Consider the following 23918-nt stretch of genomic DNA (forward strand, 5'->3'; position numbering starts at 1 on the left):
TCTCTAACCAAGTATTGCTGGGATAATCTTCGCCGCCGCGAGAAGCGGCTGTTCATCCCGTAAAGTCAGCGTCTGAAGAAGCGCTCCTTCAAATAATGAGACTATTACTGAAGCCTTATCGGCTGCAGTGTTGCTCTCCACACCTTCTTCCAGAAGGCGTTTCTTGATCACATCCTGCAAGTCCATAAACACAGATTTACATGCAGTCCGCAGCTCCTCACTAATACAAGAGGTCTCCGCCGCTAACCAAAAACTAAATGGAACAATCCCCTCAAATGAAGATTCCACTGCATCCATAGCCATGCCTAGAATAAAATCCTCCATTGCTTCAGCTGCACTATTGCTGCTCTCCATATGACAGTTCAGTTTCTGAGCGACTGTTAGACTAGTCCGGTTAATGCATGTTAAAGCCAGCTCTTCTTTACCGTGGGGGAAGTAATAATAAAGAGATCCCTTCGGTGAATCGCTGTCTTTAATAATCTGATTTAGTCCTGTTGCATGATATCCCTGAGAAAAAAATAATTTCGAAGCGGTGTCCAGAATCGCCTCACGCGTATTCGGCTTGTTCGACAAGCTGACACTTCCTTTGCATTATAACAATTGGTCTACATAATAAAACCATATTTTTAAGAGATATGTCAACATATAAATTACTTAAATTCAAAGTAATCTACTTCCCATTCCCTCAACCTCAGCGTATACTATAATTATTCCAATAAGAAAGGTGTGAATAAAATGCAAGACGTGCCCAAAGGAATTCCACGACCATTAGTAAAGACTAATCAGGCGTTTATCGTCATTTCTGTAATATTGACATGGCTAACAGGACAGCACTGGATTCTTGCGCTGCCCTTGTTTGCCGGATTGCTCGGACTCTTGTTCGGCTATAATCCCATTATTAAACTGGCTGCTAAGTTTCTGACAAAAGAACGTTCGCACTATGTACTCGAAGACTGGTCACAGCAACAGTTTAACCAAACGATTGCTGTCTTCTGCCTCACAGGTGGTCTGATCAGCTTCATCGCGGGGTGGACGATTGCTGCCTATATTTTCACAGCGCTAGTTGCAGTGGCAGCCACTGTTGCGATACTTGGATTTTGCATCGGATGTTTTATCCATTATCAGTGGAGAATGTACAATTACAGACGTAAACAGAGCAGCACACATTAAATCTTAATCTTTCTCTTCTCCAACAACATCCCAGCGATGGCGAAATTTTAGTAGCCTTGGATGAAGTGATGAAGGTGCAGATGGCAACAATAAGCGGATCTTTACAATCCATTCTTCAAAAGAGGAGTAAGACGCAAACTGATTCGCCACCTCAGGTGTTAAATACAAAAAAATCGGCGAAGGATAGATTTCTGCAAGATGTCTAAGCGCAGAATCAAGCGGAGTATATTTCTTTCGCTTTCCCTCCAAACTCTCTACCGTGATGAAGCTAAGTCCTTGCTCCCTCTTCCATTCATGCAGCCGGTCCTCACGCTTATAATAAGCGCTCACCGGCTCTTTGGTCATCCGTCTCACCGTTTCTTCATGAAGCGGATATAGCACTAGCTTAGTGAAACGCCGATCGGTGGCCGTTTTTGCCGCGATTACAAGTTCCTGATCTGTTATATGTTCAAAAGAATCGTAAAACACTAACGTCCCTTTACGTTGTTCAACCGGTGGCTCATAGCCGTAGGGAACATGCTGAATGTCTCTTTTCATTGAAATCCCTCCTGCTTGTTCTATTTATAAATCATATCATGTGACAATAGCAGGGCTATCATTCTTATCTTACAGCTTAAGCAGTTCTCATTTCCCACCTACCTCAAACAATTCCTGCTCTATCCCAAGCTAATTTAAATTCCGCTACACTCTGATACCGCTGCTCACGCTCCAGGCTAACCGCCCGTAAAGCAACCTCGTAGTGAGCTTCGCTCGCCTCCCATTTTGCAAACGACCGGTCGGAGGCTCCTCCTAAAAGAACAAATGAAGTTGCGCCCATATTGAATACATTGGTAACTTCATCAATCGGTGCACCCAAGATAAACTCTTCCGGTGACTTGAATCTGGATGAGCCCCAAAAGTTCTCTCCCAGATCATTTACAGTTGGCTTAGGTCTATAAAAATCAATATCACAAATCCTTGTTTCATCGTTCGCGAAATTATAAAGAATACTTCCATCATAAAAATCGACAGCGACATAACCCTGCAACTCAACATGTTCATGAAACGCAAAGATTACGTCTAAGGACGCTAAACGTTTTTCAATAGATAGTTGCTTATAGCGGTAAAAAGGCGATTCCGGATGGTTCAACTTAGCTTCTCCCGCAAACAGCCAATGCGAATGTAAACATTCCCCTTCAAACCATTCAAGCACCGCTGCATATCCCACTCCAACTTCAAAATGTGACACCAGATAGATCAGCACTTCAGATTCAAGCTCATTATATAACGGAATAGCTTTCATCAAATTATCAACAGCATCCGAGGGGTTCCCATCGTAAGTCAAAGGCTTTGCACCAGCAAATTTCACAAAATACTTCTGACCCTCCTTCTCCACACCAAAAGAAAGATTTCCCGAATCCTGTTGATCGAACACTTTGAACACCCTGCCAAGTTTAGATAACCAAGCAAAATCACAAGGCTCTTGCAATTGAAAAGTTACTGCATCGATTTCGTATGTAAAATATTTTTCGCTCAAATGTGCCTCCGCATTTACTAACCTAAGTTAGCTATATTTTCATAAAGATTCCGGCGATGATTGTTTCATGAGGACCTGTTCTTTTGACAATTTCATACGGTTTAAACCCTAATCTGGAGTATAATAACATCCCTTTAGTATTCACATTATGACAAACTAGATGTAACTCTTGAAGCTGTAAGTCCTCTTTAGCAGCAGCAAGCATGGTACGAATCAAATACTCCGCGGCTCCCTTACCTCTATAATCGGGTGAAACAATAACATTTCCTAGCCAGTACAAATCTTGTTCTTGTCATATTGCGGCATAATCCGTAGATGCGGCTTTTCGATAACTGTACGTCATTCCGTTTCCTACCTTCTTAACTTCAATCATGATCTTGCTCGATATTTAAGCACTAGAATAATAACCAGCAATACAACACATAAGGACATCGTATTCGTAATCAAAAAAGCTAAACCTACTCCCGTAACCGCCAAACTTATCGCGTATGCTTCCATTAGACTAATCCCGAGCAGCATAAGTAAATACGACTTCAAATTTAAATCGGCTACGGATTTTGATTTAAGGATTTGAATAATTTGAGGAATCCATCCCAAAGACAGGATCACCCCACCTATTAATTGCATGATTGCAAACATATGAGCACCTCCACGGATTTTATTATTGTTGTATTCCGGGCGGCTCCATCTGGTTCCAGTTCATACTAAATTAACAATCATTTTTAGCTACTCTGCTTCTTTAAGCTTACTATATGCATAAGAGGCAGCACCAATAGTTCCGGCCCGACTCCCTAGCGAAGCTTGAACAATTTTACACTTACTGCCAGATAGCTTCAACGCATGCTGACTTACAGCTTCTCTTACAGGTTGGAGCAATTTATCGCCCGCTGCTGCCATCCCCCCACCTACAATAATAAGATCAGGGTTGAGCATATTCACTACATTCGCTAATCCAAAGCCAAGTATAGTCCCTGTCTCCTGCATGACCTCCATAGAGAGAGCGTCTCCGAGTTCGTAGGCTTCAGATATCATTAGCGCGGTAATTTGCTCTTCTTGATTATTTGTCCAGGTCTGAATCATGCTGGTTCGGCCTTCCTTCAGCTTCTCTTTAAAAGTGTTCACCATGCCAAGCGCGGAGACATATCGTCCCAAGCAGCCCGAGCTCCCACATTTACAAGGTCGTCCGTTCCTGTACATATTCATGTGCCCAATTTCACCAGCGCTATAAGACGTGCCGTAGATTACTTTCCCGTTGTTCACGATACCCGATCCTAAACCCGTTCCCAAAGTAATCAGAACTAGATTGTTATAACCTCTGCCTGCACCTTGCTGCCATTCTCCATACAGATTAACCCTTACATCGTTATCAATGAAAATAGGGAAATCATAAAATATCTTCATCTCGTCAACAACATGTACTTGCTCCCACCCCGGAAAATTAGGTGAGAAAAAAGAAATGCCCGCTACCGGATCAAGTAATCCGGGCACTCCGATTCCCATACCTTCTACTAAATCTAACGAAATATCCGCTTCAACCGTAATCAAACGTACAGCTTCTCTAATCCGTTCCAGCACATGTAACGGGCCTTTAGCTACCTCTGTAGGTGTAGATATTTCTTTTACAGCTATAAAATCGAAATCGTAAATTCCTGCTTTGATATTCGTTCCACCGAGATCAATTCCTATAATATAGCGTTTCATAAGAACCTCCAGAATTAGAAATAACTTCACCTTTCATTATGAATGTCTGAAGGCTGAAACTATAGAGGGAACATACAAGTTATATGATAAAGTTCCAATATTTCTATTACAAATGACTACTACTAACTGTCGCTTCTACTTCGGCTAACATCAATCTGTTCACACCCATCTTAATCTGATTCTCAGTAAGATTAGAATAGCCTAGTAGAAACACAGGTCCCTTAGGTTTACTCTCCAGAAAATAAGAGGATGCAGGATATACACGAACTCCGTAACGGAGCGCCACTTCAGCTATACGATTCTCTTCGGCATCCGACTCCAGCTCAATCAGTAAGTGCAGCCCCGCTTCCTCGCCATAATATCGCACTCGACTCCCAAATTCAGTATTCAAGCTATTTACGAGACAGGCTCTACGAGAGGCATACAGCTTACCCATCTGTGTAACATGCCTTGCATAGTGACCATTCTGAATAAATTCAGCTAACGCTTCCTGATCCAAAGCAGAAGACATGCGATCTGTAATCCATTTAACGGCCAAAAAAGGTTGAAGCAAAGCCGGAGGCAGCACAACATAACCTATCCGCAGAGAAGGAAATAATACTTTACTAAAGCTGCCTACATAAATGACTCGACCCTCAACATCTAGACCAGCAAGCGCGGATAATTTCGGACCCTCGTATCTATATTCACTGTCATAATCGTCTTCAATAATAAAAGCATGATTAGCGTTCGCCCAATCCAACAGCTGAACTCTTCGTTTCAAGGACAGTGTCGTCCCAAAAGGAAACTGGTGAGAAGGCGTAACATAGACTAGCTTTGGCGATTTTTTAAGATTACCTTCTTTATCGTTATCACTGTTTGTCTGGATCTCTTCCACACAGATGCCATCTTGATCTACTTTAACAGGTATGACCTCTACCCCAGCAAAAGAAAATATTTCACGCACAACGCTATGTGAAGGATCTTCAACAATGACTTGATCACCTTTAAATAAGAAAATCCTCGATAAAATATCAAGAGCTTGGGTAGCTCCAGAAGTAATCACGATTTGTTCTGGAACAACGGGCATAGACCGCGTGGAACGTAATAAACGAGCAATTTCTCGGCGTAGTCCCAGTGAACCCTCCGCAGGGCCATAGCCTAAAGTATCCGGTGAAGCGCGGCGGCAAGCATTCATTAGAGCTTTTTGCCATTGATCCATAGGAAACGCATCCCAAGCAGGTACACCATGTCGAAAATCGCAAAATACCGGGTTCAAATGATCAACTTCTCTAGTAGAAGGAGGATTAAGCGTAAGGATATCAGGTCCCTTCGTTATAAAATTGTAAGGGCTCTCATAATCTTTTGTAACTTTCTCCTCCAGCGTCAACTCCGCAATAAACGTTCCCGCCCCTTTTCTCATCTCCAGATACCCTTCTGCCTGTAGTAGCTCATAGGATTGAAGGACCACGCTTCTGGATACTCCAAGCTGATTGGCCAAAGTTCTAGACGGAGGCAGGGGGTCCCCCCCGCTTAAAGCTCCTGAATGGATAGCATTTCGAACTTGCTCGTAAATTTGACGGCTAAATGGTATCTGTCGTTCTTTATCGAGTGTGATCAGCAAATCATGCTTCATAAGAGGTCCTCCCCTTCTGTTCCGACTTTTGATTTAAAAATATAGGGTTAGCATTTTTACGAGTATTGCTGCGGAAACAGAGCCTAGAATCACGTAGAGCAGCGGAATTTTTCTAATTAATACCAGTATAACAGCGACAGTCCCTGATGCGATACCCACAAGATTAACATCTGGGTCTACCTGAATGATTCCAGGTACCGTTAACGCACTAAGAACCGCTATGGGCAAATACTCCAGCAGCTCTTGGACTTTGGAAGAACCATTCGTATGGTTCGTAAGCAGTAAAGGCACAAAACGAAATAAAAATGTAATAACAGCCATACCTATGATGATTAATATAGTCATACGGATACCCCCTTCTCCGCTTTCACTTGCCCTTTAATTAAGGAACCCACTGCCATGCCGATCAACATAGCTATAAGAATCGAAGAGTTTCCCAGCAAAGGGTTCAGTAGCCAAGATGATCCTGCAGCTGATATACATATAGCCATATTCCGTAAGCTGCCTTTCAATTGAGGTACAACAAGTGCAATTAGTAAGGCATATAATGACGTGTTTAGCGCCGGTAAATATAAAGCTGGGATATAGGAGGCAAGGGTGATCCCCGAAGCTGTTGCTATCAGGTTAGCGACATAGGGAGGGATTTGTAGGCCTAGAAGATAAGGAAGTCCTAATGGCTGGTTCATTTTTTCATTCTCCGTTTTACGGTTTACTCCTTCTCGAGGGATCATACTAACGGCATATACCTCTTCTGTTAAACTGAAGCCAATCCAAGTTCTCGCTAGTACACTGATGTTACGATTTAACTGCCCTCCAAAGGATAAGCTGATAAACAAATATCTTAAGTTAATGATCAGAGTAAGCAGTAAAATCACTGGAGCGGCTGCTCCTGCGGCAAGCATTTTTACACCGATAAATTGACTAGCCCCCGCAAATACGAGCGCTGACAATAAGAATACTTCCAGACTTCCTAGACCTAACCCCTTACCGACCAATCCAAACGTAAAGCAAGCTGGGATAAATCCTGCAACAATTGCGATAGAATCTTTTAGCCCTGTTCTAAACATTACTTTTTGATCATTCATAAGTTTCTCTCCCTTATCGTTGTTACTAGAGAGAGCATACTTGGATACAGTTCCAGTGGAAATAACCACATTGGTGCGTATGTACCATACCAATTTCTTTCTCACAAAAAAAGACCGCCCTCTAGAGAGCGATCTTAAATGTAGGTTTAAACCTCCAGTGGGCTTTCAACAATCTCGTTGATTTCCTCTAAAATCTGCGATTTAATCTGGTCTACTCGATCAAAATTCAGGGTAGAAGTATAGATTTGCTTTAATGCAACTAGGAATACTTTTGCGTCTGTAAGATGTTGTGTGGATTGTTTCATGGTACTCGAATATCGCTCTTTAATGCCGGCTATAGCTTCGGAATATTCTTCATCTGTACCAGGCAGTATACAGCGGGAATACATATCGACGATCTCGTCGGTTGCCCGATCAGGGTAGTACTCATGTGGAGCCGTACTATCAAAAATAGCAAATCCAAGCTCACGCACGATAATCATATCAAGGCTATTTGGATCGAAGCCACAGTGGTAAATTTCAACATCGAAACCACGTTTGATGCCTTCAGCCGCTATTTTCTTCAACAGTGTAGATTTTCCGGAGCCCGCACGTCCTTTAACCAGATATCTTTTTAGTCCTGAGGTTAGATTAGGAACAAAATCCACGGCCCCCTTAGGCGTCGCCGCACCTAAAAAACGATGATCTACCCGGCTGGATTTTTCAGATTTCTGATCATCATACAAAAGCTTAATATACTCCTGTGTCAGCTCATCAGCTGCTTGAAAATCCATTTTCGCGATATAAATTGCTTCCCATTCGTCATGAATGCGAAGAGCTTCAGCAAAGCCAGCATAAGCCAATTCATGTTCTTGTTTAATGGCTCCGACTAAATTATCGATTTCCAACTTCTGCTGGCACAACTGGAACTGATCAGCGGCCTGCTCCAAATCTACGAATACGATGGACTCTTCAGGCAGTTCAGGGTTTATTACTCGCGGAGCTGTTCCATCCACAATTCCTATATTTAATTTGGGAATAATCACACCGTCGAATGAATCGTTATCTGATGCAGTGTGGATAAACCAGATCTCATAACCTTGTTGATTCAACTGCTCTCCAATTTCTCTAATCAGTTTGGTCTGCCCCGTACCTGGGCCTCCTTTTAAAACATATAGACGCGTTAAACTTTGCAATGACGACTCATAGAGGCTGTAAAAGCCGTGAGCCGTATTCCCGCCAGCAAAGAAATTGAGGATTGTTCCGTTCATAATCGCACACCTTTCCGGGCTAATGTCATGGTTCATATTTCATCGTATTATGGTTCCCTGGGAAAGGTGACACTTTAAGTGAGATGTGGCCTTACTTCATAAAATGATCCATAAATCTCTTAATGACTGGAACATCAGGAGGTGATAACTCGCTAGGCAATTCTCCATAATTAAAAAAACGGACTTCTTGCACTTCAATTCCATCTTCTTTAAGCGCACCGTCAAATTCCGTACATAGATAAGCGGCTACTACATTATATACTTCATCACCGTTTGGATATTTGTAATAAAGCTCTTGTCCAGAAAACATGTCGAACAATTCAAGTCCTCTGGCTTGTAAACCTGTCTCCTCAAAAAGTTCCCTTTTAGCAACCTCTTCCAAAGTCTCCCCAAGCTCCATCGAGCCACCTGGCAACCCCCAGCAACCGTTGTCCGTTCTACGTTGTAATAATAATTGCTGCTCGCTACATAACAAAACACAGGCTCCTGCCATAATAAGCGGCCTGGTACCTACTAGTTTTCTTAGCTCCATAATATAATTGCTCACCAGAAAAAGCATCCTTTCTTGAAGAATTACCATAGCTCTTGTCCTCAGACCTTTACCTCGGAACTGTTTATCAATCACTATACCTAAACTGTATGTTCCGTTTCTCTCGTCGACACTATTTAAATTAACCCCATCTATACTTTCCCTGTTTAATTTTTCAATATTAAATATAATCCACCGATTCGTCGAAGAAATCCAGCGTTTCCTTCTATACGTCTATGTATATTATTCGCCTAGACTCATTTGTTTTGTATGGTCGGGCAAGGTGAGCCTTGCTCCTTTGGCGATGGATACGCAAGGCACGCAGACAAAACATAATAGATTACACTCGGTTCATCTACGAATGTGGACAAAATGGCATCCCTTTTGATCAATTGCTATCTCAGTTAAAGCTCGCCTAAAACTCCATAGTTTTCACTTGGTATTTTTTGTGTTCAATTTTACTCATTTTTAGCTCATAATACAATTCTGAATTTTGTTCCTTATTTTCAAAATTATCAATAACTAAATTATGAAATCCCCAAATATGGGTGAAGAATTTGTTTTGCAGTGGAAAAAGTCGATACTAGCGATAATATTATCCCTGTATTCCCTTCACCTAAAGTATAATCATCGAAAGTTTCGACCTCAGTAATCCTTTCTGAAACAAGAAGTATATTTTTAAGTTTAAATGTAGGCTGTGGGTCCTTTATGCATAAATTTATAATTTTTTTCAAAAGCTCATTACTCATATTACAATACTCAATAGATGAATCATTTCTATGAATTGCATCGAATATGCTAAGTAAACCTGAATAACCGTTAAATAATGAAGCATTCATTACACCGAACTCATTTGGAAACATACGACTTTTATTCTGCATAATGTTACTTGCCCAATCTATTAAGTCGTTATCTTGAACAGACTGTCCAGCCAGATATAAAATTCTTCCGATGGCAAGGGCACCATAAGCCCAAGTTTCTTTCGTATTACCTGCATCTTTTAAATCAATCTGAGAATCTAACTTCAATACACCAGGCCAGTAAGTAGTATTATTTATATAGACAACGTATTGCTGATATGTATGAATAATACTATGCATCGCTTTTTTTTGACCCGGAATGACAATGTTGTTGTTATAAGCTTTTACCATCACTAAAAGAAAACCGCCTATGCCATTTCTCAGACCAAAGTCCAAATGATTTTCAAATATATCAATTTGTTTAGTAATTCTACTGGTATTCCCAGTCTCTTCATCAGTAATGAAAACGAGGATTTTAAGGATTTCTTCAATTACTGCTTGATATTCACCCTCGAATCCCAGTAAATAATTTCCTATTCCCGACAAACCAGATGATAAGGAAAAGAAATTATATCCAATATTTTTTTTGTTCTCATAAAAATATTGAATGTAAGTATTCGTTAAATCCACGATATAATCATTGAAAGAATAAACGAATTTTTTAAAATAATTAGTGTTTTTCCACACAAAAAAAATAGAATATGCTGTATTCACCAAGTTCGGATCCGGAAAAACCTCTTTACCTAACTTGTTTTTCGAAATCTCATCTCTGATAATTTGCATATTTTTCATTATTATTTCATCCCATAAATCGGAATATTCCAAAAGATTATATGCATAACCAATAAGCATATTGTTAGTTACTGATTCCGTAAATGTTATACTTTCATCATGTAAAATATCTTCAAAATATGCATTGAATATGTTAACGAGATTATTTTTATCATCATCACTTATTACATTGATAATTTCTTTTTCCTTAATCAATGGCATGATAGACAATCCTCTCAAAGATATTTAAACAAAGTAATGCAAATGATAAAGATGATCTTTGTATTGATGGTATTCATCCATATTATGATTGAGGTAGTTCAGACGCATAATTAACTCATCCAAATGGTAACCTTGCGTATTTAACATAGAGCCTTTTGTATTTAAATGTTGTTTTCTATAGTTCTTCACTTCTGTTAGTTTGGCCTCCAACTCTTTTTCTACTTTAAGCATATAAACCAATTGTTCCCTATAGTAAATGTCAGATTCATCCCATCCCAATGTATTCTTTTTCAATTCATTTAACAATGGAACTGCTTTATTGACTTCCTTCATATCCACATACAAATCTATCAATAATGTATGAGCCCAATAATAATTATAAGTACAGAAATAAGTTTCTATCCCCTCACATAAATCAATAGTATCTTTACAAAGTTGGATTTTAGAATCTGCACTTAATTTTTTCACACCATCTCTCACTAAATAACATTTCCACAATGGGTTGTCGGGTTCTGATTCTATACATTTTATTAATAAATCAATATTCCGCTTCTCTTTATTTTTGTGAGAATAGACATCTTTAAGGTAACCATCATGTCCAAATTTAATGTTTAATCCTATGTAAGGTACAAACTCATATGAATCTTTATTATTACGAAGCATTTCATGAACATTCCCATAATATTGATATCCAGAATTTTTTCTGAAAATCCTGGGATTGTTATACAACTCATGTTTATTGGAGTTCACAATATTAGGACATACACATAAGTTCCCATTGTAATAAATACTGTAAAATGAAATAAGCTCTTTAACGTTATATTTCTCTTGCTCCAGATAATATTCATCAGCATCTATAAAAAAAACCCAGTCTGATTCTGCCAGATTCAATCCGAAATTTCTGGCTTTAGCAAAGTCATCTTCCCACTGAATAGCATATATATGTAAGTTATGCATTCGTTCTTGAAGTGATTGTAATATCTGTAGTGTGTTATCTGTGGATCCTGTGTCTACTACGATAATTTCATCAAAGTTACAAGGTTGAATACTTTCTATACATCTTCGGATAAGTTTTTCCTCATTAAAGCATATGATGATGGCAGAAACAGTTACAGATTTGAGTGTTTTAAATGCAGCCGCTGTTTTTAAAACGTCAGAGATTTTCATATCTTCTGTTTTCTGTTTCAAATTATTATAAATATCAATCGATATATTCGTAAGGCATTCTGACATTTCTCTTAAATATACTAAATGGTCAGAGTCTAAATGATAGTTTGCAGGATTGATTGAGTTAATAACCTTACTGTCGTAAATAATATCCATAGGAATCCATCTCCTTTATATTATTTCAGATTAAAATTCCGATTAATCTCAAATCATATTAAAGCATTAACTTATTCATAATAATATTATTCCCATATCCATTTGCTGATAAGAGGGTCAGAATAACACCTGCTGAACCATTAAGAAATGTATTTCTATCTTCCTTATCTGAACCTTCGATATCCCAAAAACCATATTGAGAATTTTGATCATACATTTTTAAAATTTGTTTTTCAGTTTTATTTATTCCTAGTTGTAAAGCTGCACTCTTACGAATATTAAAAACACTATTTAGTATACATAACACGCCTGCATATCCATGACACAAAGTAGGTGAATCTAGTAATAAATCTTTTAATTCTAGTTGTGCTTTTTGCTCTATGATGTCAAATGCCCAATCACTTAAATCATGGTCACTAATACAGTTTCCTGTAGTGAACAATACTTTTGCCGTACTGATAGCTCCGTAGCACCAGCTTTCTCTGTGTATCTCTTTATTGAAATCTTTACCATCAGTCAAATAATGTTCTGGGCTAAGCATAGTTGGCCAATAAGTAGAATCATTTATAAGGTAAGTGAATTTTTTATACTCACTTACAATATTGTGAATTGCATCTAAATGTCCATCTACGATAATTCCCTTCTTATATGCTTCGCTCAGTACAACTAATGGACCAGCAATACCATGAGATAATCCCAAATTAATAGATCCAGTTGGATAATTTAATTTATTTGCTTCCATTCTAAGATTATCCTTCCTTACATACCATCTGGGAAGTAATCCTAAATCTTCTTTTTCATATCCACTTAAATAAACAAGCATTCTTAACAACCTTTTTATTAATTCAACAACTTGTTCTTCTTCTGCAAATAATAACAAATACTTTAGAATACCTGAAACACCAAAAATAGCATCGAAAAAATCAGCACTCAAATTGTCTTTTATATCAATAAACCCCAGGAAATTCTCGGTCCATTCTAATAACAATTGATTAATTTTGTCCAGAAACTTCTTATAATGCCCTGTACTTTTATATACTGCATATATAGAGAATGCAACTTCCGTCAATCCACCAAAAAGAGATGGGCTATAATACAATTCGTTCTCTATGAGAGACTTCTTAATATTTAACATGTTTTGGTATATAAGCTCATCTAATTCTATTTTATTGGACAAAAGACTATAACCCTCTGAAAGAACAAGTAGCGTGGAGGTTGTTTCTCTCAAATGAACATCATGTTTACTGTCGTTAACAATCTGTTTAATATATTTATCTAAAATTTTCTCTAACAGAGCATTCCTTTCTTTACCAGTTATAGTTACATCTATCACCATACATCCAACATCTCCTTATGTCATGATGGGGAATGAGATAACTCCCAATGGACTCATTACTATTAGACTATTCGCTATATTACGTAGTTAAACAGAAGTCTCATAGGCTAAGTGTGTGGATTTATTATACATCCTTTGATATACTTCTGACTTAATCATTAAATCAGTATGTTTCCCTTTATCAATAATTCTACCATCGTCGAGAATGATGATATCATCTGCTATTGTTTCTAGGTCTGATAATCTGTGTGTGATAATTACAGAAATTCTTTTAGATAAGGTCTTCTGAATATTATGGAATAATTCTACTTCTGATAGCGGATCCAAAGACGCCGTTGGTTCATCTAATAAAAGAAAATCCGCTTCTTTTAAAAGAACTCTGCTTATGGCTATTTTTTGCCATTCCCCACCAGATAGTTGAATCCCATCATCAAACCAATTGCCTAATTGTGAATCAAGCCCCTGATCTAATCGTTTATTGAATCCTGTTATTTTAATAGTTTCATTAAGCAAATCATCGTTATTAATTTCATTTAAATTACCCACTCCCACATTGTCTCTCACGGACATTTCATACCTGGAGAAATCCTGAAATAGTACAGACGTTAATTTTCTGAAGGAACTTTTATCTATAATTTTCAGGTTGACATTATTTATAAACACTTCACCTTCATAATCATCATAAAATCCAGATAAAATTCTGATTAATGTCGTCTTCCCAGAACCATTTCTTCCAACAATACCTATAATCTGATTTTTAGAAATAGATAAATTGATATTTTGTAACACGTAGTTCTGATTTTCTTTATATTTATAACTTAGATCCCTTGTATCAATAGAAGTAATATTCTCTAATTTGTATGTCCTTTGTGTATCATAATGTGGAGACAAATCTAAAAACTCAAATAACTGATTAATATACAGACTCTCCTTATAAATTGATACAATACTATTTAATAGAGCAAGTATGCTTTCTTTTACTTTGGATGTACTATTAACATAAGCCATTGTATCTCCGATCATTATCTTTTTATGAAATGTATCTAGTACAATTACTAAAAAGATAAATCCAATGACGATTTGATCCAGTACACCAAACAAAAAACTATATTTAAATCTCTTTTTTATAAGAGGTATTTCAGATTTTACTATAGTGGAATAAATACTCTTATATTTCTCCACAAAATAAGGATTAAGATTATTAAGTTTGATTTCTTTAAAGGATATATCTTTGGTTAATAAAAAACCCATGTACCAAAGCATTCTGTCTTTACCAGTTCTGTTTCTACGAATGAGATACTGCTCCTCATTAATCTGCAACATTTTAAAAGACATTATTAAAGGAATAATAGAAATGATTACTACAATCCACCATTTCCACATAATAAGGACCAGTGTTATACTTACAAGCGTTATAACTTTCTGTATTACAGTAATATATGTTGTATAATAACTAAATAAACTTCCTTCGCTTCCTTGCTCAGCACGTTGTATAACATTATAAATAGCAGGGTCTTCAAATTGCTTTAAAGACAACCCCTCCGTTTTCTTCAGTACCATCATCTTTAATTCCCCTGAAAACTTGAGGGTAAACTTTTCTCCGTAGTAACTATCTATTCTTGTAATTAATGTATTAAATAGATCAATCAGTATATAAAACAGGGCGAGATAAAGAGTGCTGCGTAAATCTATATCAAGACTTTGAAGAGAATTAATTAACCGTCTCATTATTGTAATTAATGTAACAGGCACTAAACTATAAATAAATGTCGCACATAAGTTGAATAATATATATTTATAATCAGATTTTAACAAAAGTTTACAAATTCGAAAAAAAATAAAGAAATTTCTTCTGAGTAAGTTAATATTATTCTTAATTTTAAACATAGGAGCCCTCTGTAACGTGTTTCTTTTGTTTAGCCTTTTTAAACAATTTTAGATCATATAAACTATGTCCCACCAATGACATAATTAAACTCTCCCATTCTCTATCACCTTTAAATCTATTACAAAACATATGAATGATACTTAGTAGAATAGATTCTTTACTGTTACAGAGGCTACCATGCTGATCTAAATTATCAACAGCTTGTCTGTATTTCATCGTTTGTTCTTGTTTTTTTCGTATTAAATCATGTAATTTAATTCCAACACGCTTACTACAGAATTCTTCCCAATTTGCAAAAAGCATGTATTCTTTTCTATTTTTTTTATAATAATTATGATATTTAGTCCGATCAATAATATTTGAAAACAATTGTTCTTGATCTTCAAATGAGACATTGAAGTGTTCCATTATAGAAATGATGCTTATTATAGCGATCTGCTCATCTTTATATTCTATTTCTTTCTCTCTTATAAGTTTAGTGAGTTGTCCAACATACTGACTGTCGGCATAGAAGTATTCTTCTGCATCCTGCATTATCTCAGCCCCACCATATCTCTCAATTTCTCTGAAATAATTTTCAGTTTGCATAGAATGTACTAGACCTTTGGTATTTAATTTCTTAAGAAATTCTGTAAAGTACTTCTGTACCAAATGATCATTTTCTTCTGTAACTTGAACTCTTAACCGTATGTGTATTTTTGGGTCAGCATATCTTATAAAGAAATATTTAGAGATTAGTTTTTTTTCAACTAACAATTCACAAAAGTCGTAAACATAATCTCCTAGCAATTCATTTATTCGAATTTCCGTTATATAAAATTTATAATAGTACCAATTTTCATCACCTGGAAACAAATTTCGCTGTTTAGCCTGAAAACTTATTTTATTCATATTACTTGAAATAATAGATTTTGTTTGAATAGATTCTAATATGGTGTTATTTTTGAAGTTCTTTTCTGCTTCTATAGGTTTTCGAATCAATGGAATTACAACTTCGCAGCTATATTTATTAGCACTTTCATCTCTGACAATCAGACTATCTATATCTAGTCCTAATTCTGTCTCTGTTAGGAGCACTGTATCTTTAGATTTTTTTATTATATTAAACAATTCCTTAGTATGAGTAGGACTATGTAAATCAAACAACAATCTATTATCATAATCTTTTTGGTAGATATAACGAGGAACTTTATTTTTTTTCATCCAATCTTTAAAACCTTTTTCAAACTTTTCATTAGAACTCAAATCAAAATTTTCTTTTTTTATTCTCCATGATAAAGGTATTAGTACGATATTTTCGTACATCACTCTTGGTAAACGCATAAAGTTCTCAAATTGAAACATCATTGCTATGTCCAGTAAATTTGAGTAATAGCCCGAAGAAATATCTTTTAAAAATCTCCCTATATTGCTTCCATTTTTATAGTTCATCATATGGTGATACGTAATCAAAACTTTTTTATTCAAACTCTTTGATTTTACATAGAATTTATTTTTATATACTCCTACATATAAATCTTTAATATCTATTGTCTTCTTCGTATCAACCGAATTGGTGGCTATACATAATTGATACTCAATGTTATTGCTATTAATCGTAACATTATTACCTCTCCCATATTGCAAAAGTTCAGATAGTTCAACCATAATATATTCATTATCAATAACTGCCTTTTCTTTCTCATATATTTCTGATTTGATTTGCTGAGCTTCATCTTTATTGATGATATCCATAAACCTTCCATAGGTCTTTCCTGCCTTATTAGAACCAAAGTTAGGTCCGATAAATAACAAATACTTTCCTTTATCAACATCTTCACAACTCTTTGCAGATATTATGACATTTAATTCAATTGAAGGAGAAAATTCCTCATCCTTTGGTATATCACTATCCCCACTCATTTCTTCAACATCCTCATCCGTCAATTGGATAATATCATTATGAGTTACATTGGCTTCGATAATCTTATATTTAATAAACTCTGCAATTCTCTTAACCTTATCATTTGGAAGTGCAGGTTCATGCTTTTTACGGGATAAAGGGTTTGAATACCCAGCTGGTGCTCCTAATCCTATACCTTCATCTAAAAGTTCTAAAAGTTGTACTTCCATATCTACGCCATAGATCTCTAAAAACTCTTCCTTATAGGCTTTTATGTTATTGTCTTCCAATTGACTTACTCCTAATTTCTGTAACATACAGCAATATTTCTCTATATCCTCACTAACAGATCTATTAAGTACATTTTTACTTGTAGTAATTCCTGTATCTATTTGTACATAATTAGTAGTCTTAAATAGATTCTCCATATTCTTAATAATATCAGATAGCAATTCCATGCTATCTCCAATTGACTGTGTATTATACTCATTAATCTTCTGAGAGATACACTCTAGCTGATCATATAACTCATTAGCATTCACAATTCCTTTCACTTGGTTTACGACGTACTCAAAGAGATTGACTTCTGTTAAAGGTGGTCTAAGGTTCGTAATTAGATATTCATAACTCAGTAATTTTTCTAAATATTCATAGACCTTCTCTTCCTTAACATGGCTATACTTTTCAAGGATTATATGTACTAATTCTCTCATTTCAACAAATTCTTGAGTATGTTCCATTACTAGTTCAAGTAAATTAGTCCAGCGTATTGAGGTTGCTAATTCACCTTCTTTTTCATTAATGATTCCAAAATTACTTACATACGGGTTCTCTAATCGGTCCCCTATTTGGTATGCTAGACTATTTTTTTTTACCTTAATAAATTTTACGAATTCCCTATTTTCTCCAATATTATTAATAACCCCATAAAGCCATTCCATATCTGGTCTCATACGTTTTTTAAATTTCTTCTTATTATTAAGCTGTATACTTGAATAGGTATCAAAGTGCCCTATATTAATTCCAGAAAACAACCCATACGGTGTAGTCCTAGTAGACATTCTAATTAAATACTTTAATACTGAGCTAGACACTTTATCATTGATTTGATCTAATCTATTATATAAACTTATACTTCCTACTTGGATTGCCTCTCTAATTTCTTTTATTTCCATTATTTTTTCTAGTTCTTTCTGGAGTACTACATCATCCGGAAAACAAATTCTTTTATAGAATTCAATAGGTAATATCGGTGTTCTTAGCATATAAAAACCACAAGATTGATATGAACCCCTCATAAATAAAATCACACCTTTCATTTCAAAATAGGAGCACACTCATTTCAGAATAAGTATGCTCACATATTCTTACTTAATTAGATAAATGAATTACTAACATTGCAGACTACATGCAGTATACGAGATACCACCACAACATTGAGAGCATCTTAATGAGTTTGTTATATTTGTTGTTGACCATGAATTTGGGGCTATACCCTCCACTGTAGCATTGTAATTGGAGATTCCTGTCCCCCCTGACTTAACAACTTGAAGATCAAGATCAAATTCATCAAATTTAGACATGTTTCATCCTTCTTTCCTTATTTTTGTATTACATCATAAATATACTATTTTCGATCTTTTTCGTATGTGATATTTGTCAGGAAAAGGTATAATATGTAAAGTTGAAAATTTGCTTATTATCGATTAATATCGTTTCTCCGCTACAGTAAATGACTGATGACTTTTTGATAGAGAAAGTGGAAAAATTACTAGTAAAAACTATTAATAGCTTGGTACTGATGATGTGGACCTCAATTAGGTAAAAATTATCTCATTACACATATGTTCAAAGTTGCTCTAGCGCTCGAAGAACCATCGAAACTCATAAATATTGAATAGAAAAACAATAATGAAGCTTGACTTCTATGTTTAATTTTGAGAGACGTTTAAACTAACGTTATCTTAGGAATTTGATCGTTATGGTCTGCGTGTCAGGTAACTAAAATGGCCTCTAGACCTTGCAGTTCATAGGCTCTGAACAATAAGCTGTATTTGCTAAAAGCGTACACTTACATAGTGTTCGCTAATGTAAAAGCTGATCACCCTGAGCCATGTCCCTTATGCTGAATCTAGTATCAGTAACCAGGGGAAAAGGGTATGTATGGGATGGTATACAAAGAGTACGTAAGAAAACGACATTACGTTGACCGATGGCTATCTGTGAACTAAGTAAGCACTTAAAAATCGTTAGGCAAACGGTCCTTAAAATGCTACAGGATGCTGAAATGCCGAAATATAATCGTAAGCAAAGGCGTACCTGCCTAGTCATGGATCCGTACCGAGCTTTTATAGACTACTCGATGACAAGACCGCACCGGTTAAGCAGCGGCATACATCAGCAAGAACATTCGAACGGCTGGTCAATGATTACGGATTCAGTGAAAGAGAATCTAGAAAAAAGCGGCTCTTCGCAAGACTGCGTGGTTAAAGATACAATTAATAGGTTAATAAAGCGATTTGAAATGATGCCTCTGCGGGAATGAGTACTCGCGAAAGCCGCGAAGCATAAGGACTTTGCGATACTAACCAGCTTATCTTGCCTGCCTCTCAATATAAAATCGCAATCTATTTTACCCATGTTGAGTATTGAAGAGGCAAAGAAGCTGGTTTGTCCGATGAAATTCTAGGGGTGCATTTTTATAGCGATTAAAGGGCAGAAGTTTAAAACAAACTCGGATGAGATCAAATAAGAGGCCCTTCGTTTCGTTTACATGTAGAGGAAAGATCGACTTCTCGAAAAATCAAGGAGCATTTTGAGATTTGAGACCAAGAATGAGTAAAGAAATGGATGGAGAAATACGAGAGCTAAGAAAATTCGGGTTACTAGATCAACGAGGGTGTCGTGAAGAATATATTGATTTCAAAGCGGACGCTCCCTACCAAAAATTACGCATTATCTTGTAGGCGAAAAGAGTCTATTTCTATCTCTGCTATTAAAGATTTGTTCAATTACGAAATTATCGCTTATCAAATGAGCGCCAAGAATGACAATGAATTGGTTCTCCGAACCTTTCGGCAATCATGGACTCAGCAACAAGACGTGACCGGACTGATCGTTCACAGCGATCAGAAATTCCATTACACGTCTCATGCATACCATGATATGCTGTCAAAGGTTGGCGTCCGAATCAGCATATCTCGCCGAGGCAATTGTCATGCTTATACCAAAACCATCCGAAATTCAAATTCACTTTTGTAATTCCTTATACATACACTAACCATCAGTTAGTGTGTTCTTGCTTGTATATGTTTACCTTCTAAGAAACCTATTAACGTGCTGGCTTAGGAGCTGCTGAAGACTTAGGAACATGAAAGCCATTGTTTTGCGCGTAATTTTCAATACTCCAGATGCCGATTCCCTGCTCTCTTGCTTTATCCTGTATAGCTCTAAATTGATCTACGTATTTCGTATTAGGTGCAAATACATATGCCACACGTGCATAACCCTGCTCTAGCAGAAGCTCATTAAACATTTTGCCATCGATATAGAGATAACAGAGTAGACGACCATATTTATCTCGTTCTGATACATCTAGTTCAATTTGCACATCTTTATTAGTAAGCATCTTTTTGGCATAATCAGAGGCTTCTATCGAAAATGGCTGTGGCTCAGGAATGTTCGGATTAACGGATTCAGGGGTATCGACTAGTAGCAAGCGTACTGTTTCTTTTTTAACGTCGATAGTCAGCTTCATGGTGTCACCATCAACTACCCGTGTTACCTTAGCATCTAATAAACGTCTGTTATCCTCTTGTGTATTCTTTGCCGTAGCATCAGATTTAGGGCTAGGACTTGTTGTTATAGATGGAGCTTGATCTGAAGTAGACTGCTCGGCGAAAGTGCAAGCGGTAGCTGTTCCGAGTATGAGGGTGATGGCTAAGCAGATTTTTAATAGATACTTTTTACTCATGGTTAAACCTCTTTCTTATACATATGTAATAGCTTCATGGGGTCTAATTAAAATAAATCAAAATAGTAAAAAACACAAGTTTGTAATACTTAATATAGAAAACAGCGACAGCTATGTATCAGAAAAATAAGATACATGGCTGTCGCTGTTTTAATAAATTCATAATCTCCGTTAATCACCCAGCTTAGCTTCTGTTACGTTTAAGTTAGAAATTTTTATTTTGATTATGATCGATAAGAAAGCAAGCAGGGAAAACATAATTCCGATCCAGATGAGCTGATGTATTCCTGCATGAGAAATAAACCAACCACCGATAGCAGTCCCTATCGTAATTCCAAGATTGGAGAATGAAATAAACAAGCTGTTACCGAATTCGGGAGCTTCTTTCGCCTCGGTCGTTAACCATGCTTGACTGACAATGAGTCCGCCGGAATGCACTGCCCCCCAAATGATTATGATAATAACCATCGGAATGAAATAAGATCCTAGATAATAAACGAAGAGGTAAGTTACCGCATATAGCAGAGGAAACATGATGACGGTCTTTGAAATGCTTTTATGCAAAAGGCTCCCAAATAAAAAATTCCCAAAAATCATGACTATACCAAAGGCCATCAACATGATACTAATCCATGATCCATTCATATGTGTTACTTGTCCAAGATACTCAGCGAAGTAACTATATACAGAAAACATAGCTGCAAAAATAAAAATAACAGTCACAATATTTAACCATAATAGGGGTTTGCGTAGTATACCAAGCTGCTTGCCATAAGACATTTTTTCTTTAACAGGCATGGAAGGAAGCCAAGCGAGTATCCCTAAAAAGGCAATTATACTTACAACAGCACCAAACAGGAATGCAACTTCTAATGATATTTTGTCCGCAAGATAAGAAGTCAAAGGCACACCAAAAGCAAACCCGACTGTGATTCCGGCGAAAACCTTTGTAACTGCTTTAGTACTCTTTTCTGGTGGGACAAGTTGAGCAGCGGTCACAAGAGCAACTGAAAAAAAGACAGGATGAAAAATAGCAGGGATAATACGAAAAATCAACATTACTTCAAACATAGTTGTATAAGCGTACACAACATTTGAAATTGCAAAAATAAGTACAGCCGTTAATAGAATAACTTTACGATTGATACCAGAAGCCAGTAATGTTAGGAATGGACCAGAAATGGCAACGACTAAAGCAAATACACTTACAAGCCATCCAGTCTGTGAAGTCGATATATTAAATTTTTGAGTTATCTGCGGTAGAACACCTATAATACCCATTTCCGTAGTGATAATACCAAATACACCTAAAGCCAGAATAATGATAAGCAACGGGTTAATCTTTTTCATTTTTAAAATAATCCTCCAATTATATTCACATATACAGAATTGTAGATATGTATTATCAAAAAAAAGTCTTCCCTCCTCTCATTTATAGTTTCTGTTTAATATACTCGGAAAATTCCTGAATTGTCTTCTCGTTCCGACGATAGTACGTCCACTTCCCAATTCGCTCAGATTCCAACAAACCAGCTTTTTGCATTGTCAACAAATAACTCGAGATAACAGACTGTGCAAGTCCCGCTTTAGCTTGAATATCTCCCACGCATATTCCAGTTCGAAAACTAAGGCCTTGTTGTAAATAAGGCTTCTCATCAAAGAATTCCCCCGGAGTTTTTAACCACATCATAATCTGACTACGTGTCTCGTTAGACAAAGCTTTAAATATCACTAAAGGTTCCATGCATTTCATTATATCTACTTTTATAGATTTGTAAATGTGAAATTTATTTAGTGCATGAGATATTTCCAAATTAACCAGCAAATCAGTACGGATACCCACGAAATGAAACCGAATATCATCACGATTTTGTTTTCGCTCCATCCATATTTTAAGCTGAAATGGTAATGGATCGGAGCCATCCGGAACAGCCGCAGCTTAGTCCGTTTATAGTACCAAACTTGTAATATGACCGATAACTGCTCCGCAAAATAGACGAAAAACAAAATTGGAATCAAAAGCTCGACCTTCTCAATGACAGCCAAAATGGAAAGGGAGCCACCGATCGCCAACGATCCTGTATCGCCCATAAACGCTCTTGCCGGATAAATATTATAAAGGAAAAGCCCAAGCAGACAGCCGATCATGACAAGGGAAAATGTCTGTACTTCAGGTTTGTCCGAAATCATAAAAAAGAAAAAATACGTTGGAATGGCCACATTAATCAGTAGCCCATCAAGACCGTCCGTAAAATTGATGGCATTTGCGGAGCCCACCACAAACAGCAAAATGATTCCGACATAAAGGTACAAAGGCAATTGCAGATAGTGCCCTTGAAATAACCCAATATCGCTCGTCAGACCGAACGATTGGAACAACACATACAAAATGATTCCAGTAAAAATAAATTGAAGCACTAGCTTTGAGCGACCGGTGATGCCGGACGGATTTTGCCAAAAAGCCTTTTTGAAATCATCCAGAAATCCGACCGAGCTGAACAACAAAAACGTGACGCATAAGAGTAACATTAGAGGTCCGGGATGAAACTGTAACGAGATCGCTATCCCGATAAGCAGGACCAACCCTGCCATAAGCGGTGTACCACGTTTGGCCTGATGATCCGCTGGTAACTCGGAGCGAATTGGCTGCGTTAGCCTCAGCCTGTGCAGTGTCCAGATCAACAACGGCGTAAATAACGCCACTAGAAGAAAAGACAGGCCGGAAATAGCCATAATTCCAAACATATAACAAACTGCCCCCTCTTTGAAAAACAATATTTTAATACTTCCACTCCAAATACTCTACTCTGGAACCTAACTCACACTCACGAAATTGATTTGAGAGTTATTAAGATCG

At 36.8% G+C, this 23918-nt stretch carries 22 protein-coding genes; 2 read left to right on the forward strand and 20 right to left on the reverse strand.

Annotation, left to right across the window (positions count from 1 at the left end; translation table 11 throughout):
* Positions 1–3 precede the first annotated feature (3 nt).
* Entirely contained in the window at positions 4–573 is a 570-nt protein-coding gene (locus tag NSQ29_RS13665; protein ID WP_042187803.1) for a TetR/AcrR family transcriptional regulator, read from the reverse strand.
* 162 nt (positions 574–735) lie between these two features.
* Between NSQ29_RS13665 and NSQ29_RS13670 the strand changes: the two genes are divergently transcribed.
* Entirely contained in the window at positions 736–1170 is a 435-nt protein-coding gene (locus NSQ29_RS13670; RefSeq protein WP_076298904.1) for a DUF4395 domain-containing protein, read from the forward strand.
* A gap of 3 nt (positions 1171–1173) precedes the next feature.
* Here NSQ29_RS13670 and NSQ29_RS13675 read toward each other — a convergent pair whose 3' ends face one another.
* The 15 genes from NSQ29_RS13675 to NSQ29_RS13745 form a co-directional block, all read right to left on the reverse strand.
* On the reverse strand, positions 1174–1707 hold the full coding sequence (locus NSQ29_RS13675; protein WP_042187799.1) for a hypothetical protein: 534 nt from the start codon (positions 1705–1707) through the stop codon (positions 1174–1176).
* Between the two features lie 103 nt (positions 1708–1810).
* Complete coding sequence (locus NSQ29_RS13680; protein ID WP_341125341.1) at positions 1811–2686, reverse strand: serine/threonine protein kinase; 876 nt, start codon at positions 2684–2686, stop codon at positions 1811–1813.
* A 31-nt stretch (positions 2687–2717) separates the two neighbouring features.
* Complete coding sequence (locus tag NSQ29_RS13685; protein WP_341125342.1) at positions 2718–2966, reverse strand: GNAT family N-acetyltransferase; 249 nt, start codon at positions 2964–2966, stop codon at positions 2718–2720.
* Between the two features lie 89 nt (positions 2967–3055).
* Positions 3056–3325, reverse strand: a complete 270-nt coding sequence (locus NSQ29_RS13690) for a PQ-loop domain-containing transporter (RefSeq protein ID WP_076286400.1) — start codon at positions 3323–3325, stop codon at positions 3056–3058.
* An 87-nt stretch (positions 3326–3412) separates the two neighbouring features.
* Complete coding sequence (locus NSQ29_RS13695; protein ID WP_341125343.1) at positions 3413–4387, reverse strand: ROK family protein; 975 nt, start codon at positions 4385–4387, stop codon at positions 3413–3415.
* A gap of 106 nt (positions 4388–4493) precedes the next feature.
* Positions 4494–6002, reverse strand: a complete 1509-nt coding sequence (pdxR, locus tag NSQ29_RS13700) for a MocR-like pyridoxine biosynthesis transcription factor PdxR (protein ID WP_340969185.1) — start codon at positions 6000–6002, stop codon at positions 4494–4496.
* A gap of 33 nt (positions 6003–6035) precedes the next feature.
* Entirely contained in the window at positions 6036–6347 is a 312-nt protein-coding gene (locus NSQ29_RS13705; protein ID WP_341125344.1) for an AzlD domain-containing protein, read from the reverse strand.
* Positions 6344–7192, reverse strand: coding sequence for an AzlC family ABC transporter permease (locus tag NSQ29_RS13710; protein ID WP_341125345.1), 849 nt, complete (start codon positions 7190–7192; stop codon positions 6344–6346). The genes NSQ29_RS13705 and NSQ29_RS13710 overlap by 4 nt, the downstream gene beginning before the upstream one ends.
* A 41-nt stretch (positions 7193–7233) precedes the next feature.
* Complete coding sequence (locus NSQ29_RS13715) at positions 7234–8337, reverse strand: PRK06851 family protein (protein WP_341125346.1); 1104 nt, start codon at positions 8335–8337, stop codon at positions 7234–7236.
* A gap of 91 nt (positions 8338–8428) precedes the next feature.
* Positions 8429–8869: an NUDIX hydrolase gene (locus tag NSQ29_RS13720; RefSeq protein WP_341126764.1), complete on the reverse strand. Its 441-nt coding sequence runs from the start codon at positions 8867–8869 to the stop codon at positions 8429–8431.
* A 524-nt stretch (positions 8870–9393) separates the two neighbouring features.
* The gene (locus tag NSQ29_RS13725; RefSeq protein ID WP_341125347.1) at positions 9394–10659 is read right to left on the reverse strand and encodes a lanthionine synthetase LanC family protein; all 1266 of its coding nucleotides are present in this window, start codon (positions 10657–10659) and stop codon (positions 9394–9396) included.
* Between the two features lie 24 nt (positions 10660–10683).
* On the reverse strand, positions 10684–11982 hold the full coding sequence (locus tag NSQ29_RS13730; protein WP_341125348.1) for a glycosyltransferase family 2 protein: 1299 nt from the start codon (positions 11980–11982) through the stop codon (positions 10684–10686).
* 58 nt (positions 11983–12040) lie between these two features.
* Positions 12041–13318: a lanthionine synthetase C family protein gene (locus NSQ29_RS13735; protein ID WP_341125349.1), complete on the reverse strand. Its 1278-nt coding sequence runs from the start codon at positions 13316–13318 to the stop codon at positions 12041–12043.
* 87 nt (positions 13319–13405) lie between these two features.
* Positions 13406–14881, reverse strand: coding sequence for an ABC transporter ATP-binding protein (locus tag NSQ29_RS13740; RefSeq protein ID WP_341125350.1), 1476 nt, complete (start codon positions 14879–14881; stop codon positions 13406–13408).
* A gap of 316 nt (positions 14882–15197) precedes the next feature.
* The gene (locus NSQ29_RS13745) at positions 15198–18407 is read right to left on the reverse strand and encodes a lantibiotic dehydratase (RefSeq protein WP_341125351.1); all 3210 of its coding nucleotides are present in this window, start codon (positions 18405–18407) and stop codon (positions 15198–15200) included.
* 1585 nt (positions 18408–19992) lie between these two features.
* Between NSQ29_RS13745 and NSQ29_RS13750 the strand changes: the two genes are divergently transcribed.
* Entirely contained in the window at positions 19993–20349 is a 357-nt protein-coding gene (locus NSQ29_RS13750) for a DDE-type integrase/transposase/recombinase (RefSeq protein ID WP_341125352.1), read from the forward strand.
* Positions 20350–20419: 70 nt separating this feature from the next.
* On the opposite strand, the gene NSQ29_RS13755 is transcribed toward NSQ29_RS13750, so the two are convergent.
* From NSQ29_RS13755 to mraY, 4 genes are all read right to left on the reverse strand, one after another.
* The gene (locus NSQ29_RS13755) at positions 20420–21061 is read right to left on the reverse strand and encodes a thermonuclease family protein (protein WP_341125353.1); all 642 of its coding nucleotides are present in this window, start codon (positions 21059–21061) and stop codon (positions 20420–20422) included.
* A gap of 171 nt (positions 21062–21232) precedes the next feature.
* Positions 21233–22411 carry an MFS transporter gene (locus NSQ29_RS13760; protein WP_341125354.1) on the reverse strand — a complete coding sequence of 393 codons (1179 nt, stop codon included), beginning with the start codon at positions 22409–22411 and terminating at the stop codon, positions 21233–21235.
* Positions 22412–22493: 82 nt separating this feature from the next.
* The gene (locus NSQ29_RS13765) at positions 22494–22805 is read right to left on the reverse strand and encodes an ArsR/SmtB family transcription factor (protein WP_341125355.1); all 312 of its coding nucleotides are present in this window, start codon (positions 22803–22805) and stop codon (positions 22494–22496) included.
* Positions 22806–22852: 47 nt separating this feature from the next.
* On the reverse strand, positions 22853–23806 hold the full coding sequence (mraY, locus tag NSQ29_RS13770; RefSeq protein ID WP_341125356.1) for a phospho-N-acetylmuramoyl-pentapeptide-transferase: 954 nt from the start codon (positions 23804–23806) through the stop codon (positions 22853–22855).
* Between the last annotated feature and the right edge of the window lie 112 nt (positions 23807–23918).

The sequence above is a fragment of the Paenibacillus sp. FSL F4-0236 genome (assembly GCF_038000135.1).
GTDB lineage: Bacteria > Bacillota > Bacilli > Paenibacillales > Paenibacillaceae > Paenibacillus_AQ.

Excerpts from the sequence above, each read along its gene's own strand:
- NSQ29_RS13670 (WP_076298904.1), top strand. The coding sequence starts at position 736 with ATGCAAGACGTGCCCAAAGGAATTCCACGACCATTAGTAAAGACTAAT.
- NSQ29_RS13675 (WP_042187799.1), bottom strand. The coding sequence starts at position 1,707 with ATGAAAAGAGACATTCAGCATGTTCCCTACGGCTATGAGCCACCGGTT.
- NSQ29_RS13690 (WP_076286400.1), bottom strand. The coding sequence starts at position 3,325 with ATGTTTGCAATCATGCAATTAATAGGTGGGGTGATCCTGTCTTTGGGA.
- NSQ29_RS13695 (WP_341125343.1), bottom strand. The coding sequence starts at position 4,387 with ATGAAACGCTATATTATAGGAATTGATCTCGGTGGAACGAATATCAAA.
- pdxR (WP_340969185.1), bottom strand. The coding sequence starts at position 6,002 with ATGAAGCATGATTTGCTGATCACACTCGATAAAGAACGACAGATACCA.
- NSQ29_RS13705 (WP_341125344.1), bottom strand. The coding sequence starts at position 6,347 with ATGACTATATTAATCATCATAGGTATGGCTGTTATTACATTTTTATTT.
- NSQ29_RS13715 (WP_341125346.1), bottom strand. The coding sequence starts at position 8,337 with ATGAACGGAACAATCCTCAATTTCTTTGCTGGCGGGAATACGGCTCAC.
- NSQ29_RS13720 (WP_341126764.1), bottom strand. The coding sequence starts at position 8,869 with ATGGAGCTAAGAAAACTAGTAGGTACCAGGCCGCTTATTATGGCAGGA.
- NSQ29_RS13725 (WP_341125347.1), bottom strand. The coding sequence starts at position 10,659 with ATGCCATTGATTAAGGAAAAAGAAATTATCAATGTAATAAGTGATGAT.
- NSQ29_RS13730 (WP_341125348.1), bottom strand. The coding sequence starts at position 11,982 with ATGGATATTATTTACGACAGTAAGGTTATTAACTCAATCAATCCTGCA.
- NSQ29_RS13735 (WP_341125349.1), bottom strand. The coding sequence starts at position 13,318 with ATGGTGATAGATGTAACTATAACTGGTAAAGAAAGGAATGCTCTGTTA.
- NSQ29_RS13740 (WP_341125350.1), bottom strand. The coding sequence starts at position 14,881 with ATGATGGTACTGAAGAAAACGGAGGGGTTGTCTTTAAAGCAATTTGAA.
- NSQ29_RS13745 (WP_341125351.1), bottom strand. The coding sequence starts at position 18,407 with ATGAAAGGTGTGATTTTATTTATGAGGGGTTCATATCAATCTTGTGGT.
- NSQ29_RS13755 (WP_341125353.1), bottom strand. The coding sequence starts at position 21,061 with ATGAGTAAAAAGTATCTATTAAAAATCTGCTTAGCCATCACCCTCATA.
- NSQ29_RS13760 (WP_341125354.1), bottom strand. The coding sequence starts at position 22,411 with ATGAAAAAGATTAACCCGTTGCTTATCATTATTCTGGCTTTAGGTGTA.
- NSQ29_RS13765 (WP_341125355.1), bottom strand. The coding sequence starts at position 22,805 with ATGGAACCTTTAGTGATATTTAAAGCTTTGTCTAACGAGACACGTAGT.
- mraY (WP_341125356.1), bottom strand. The coding sequence starts at position 23,806 with ATGTTTGGAATTATGGCTATTTCCGGCCTGTCTTTTCTTCTAGTGGCG.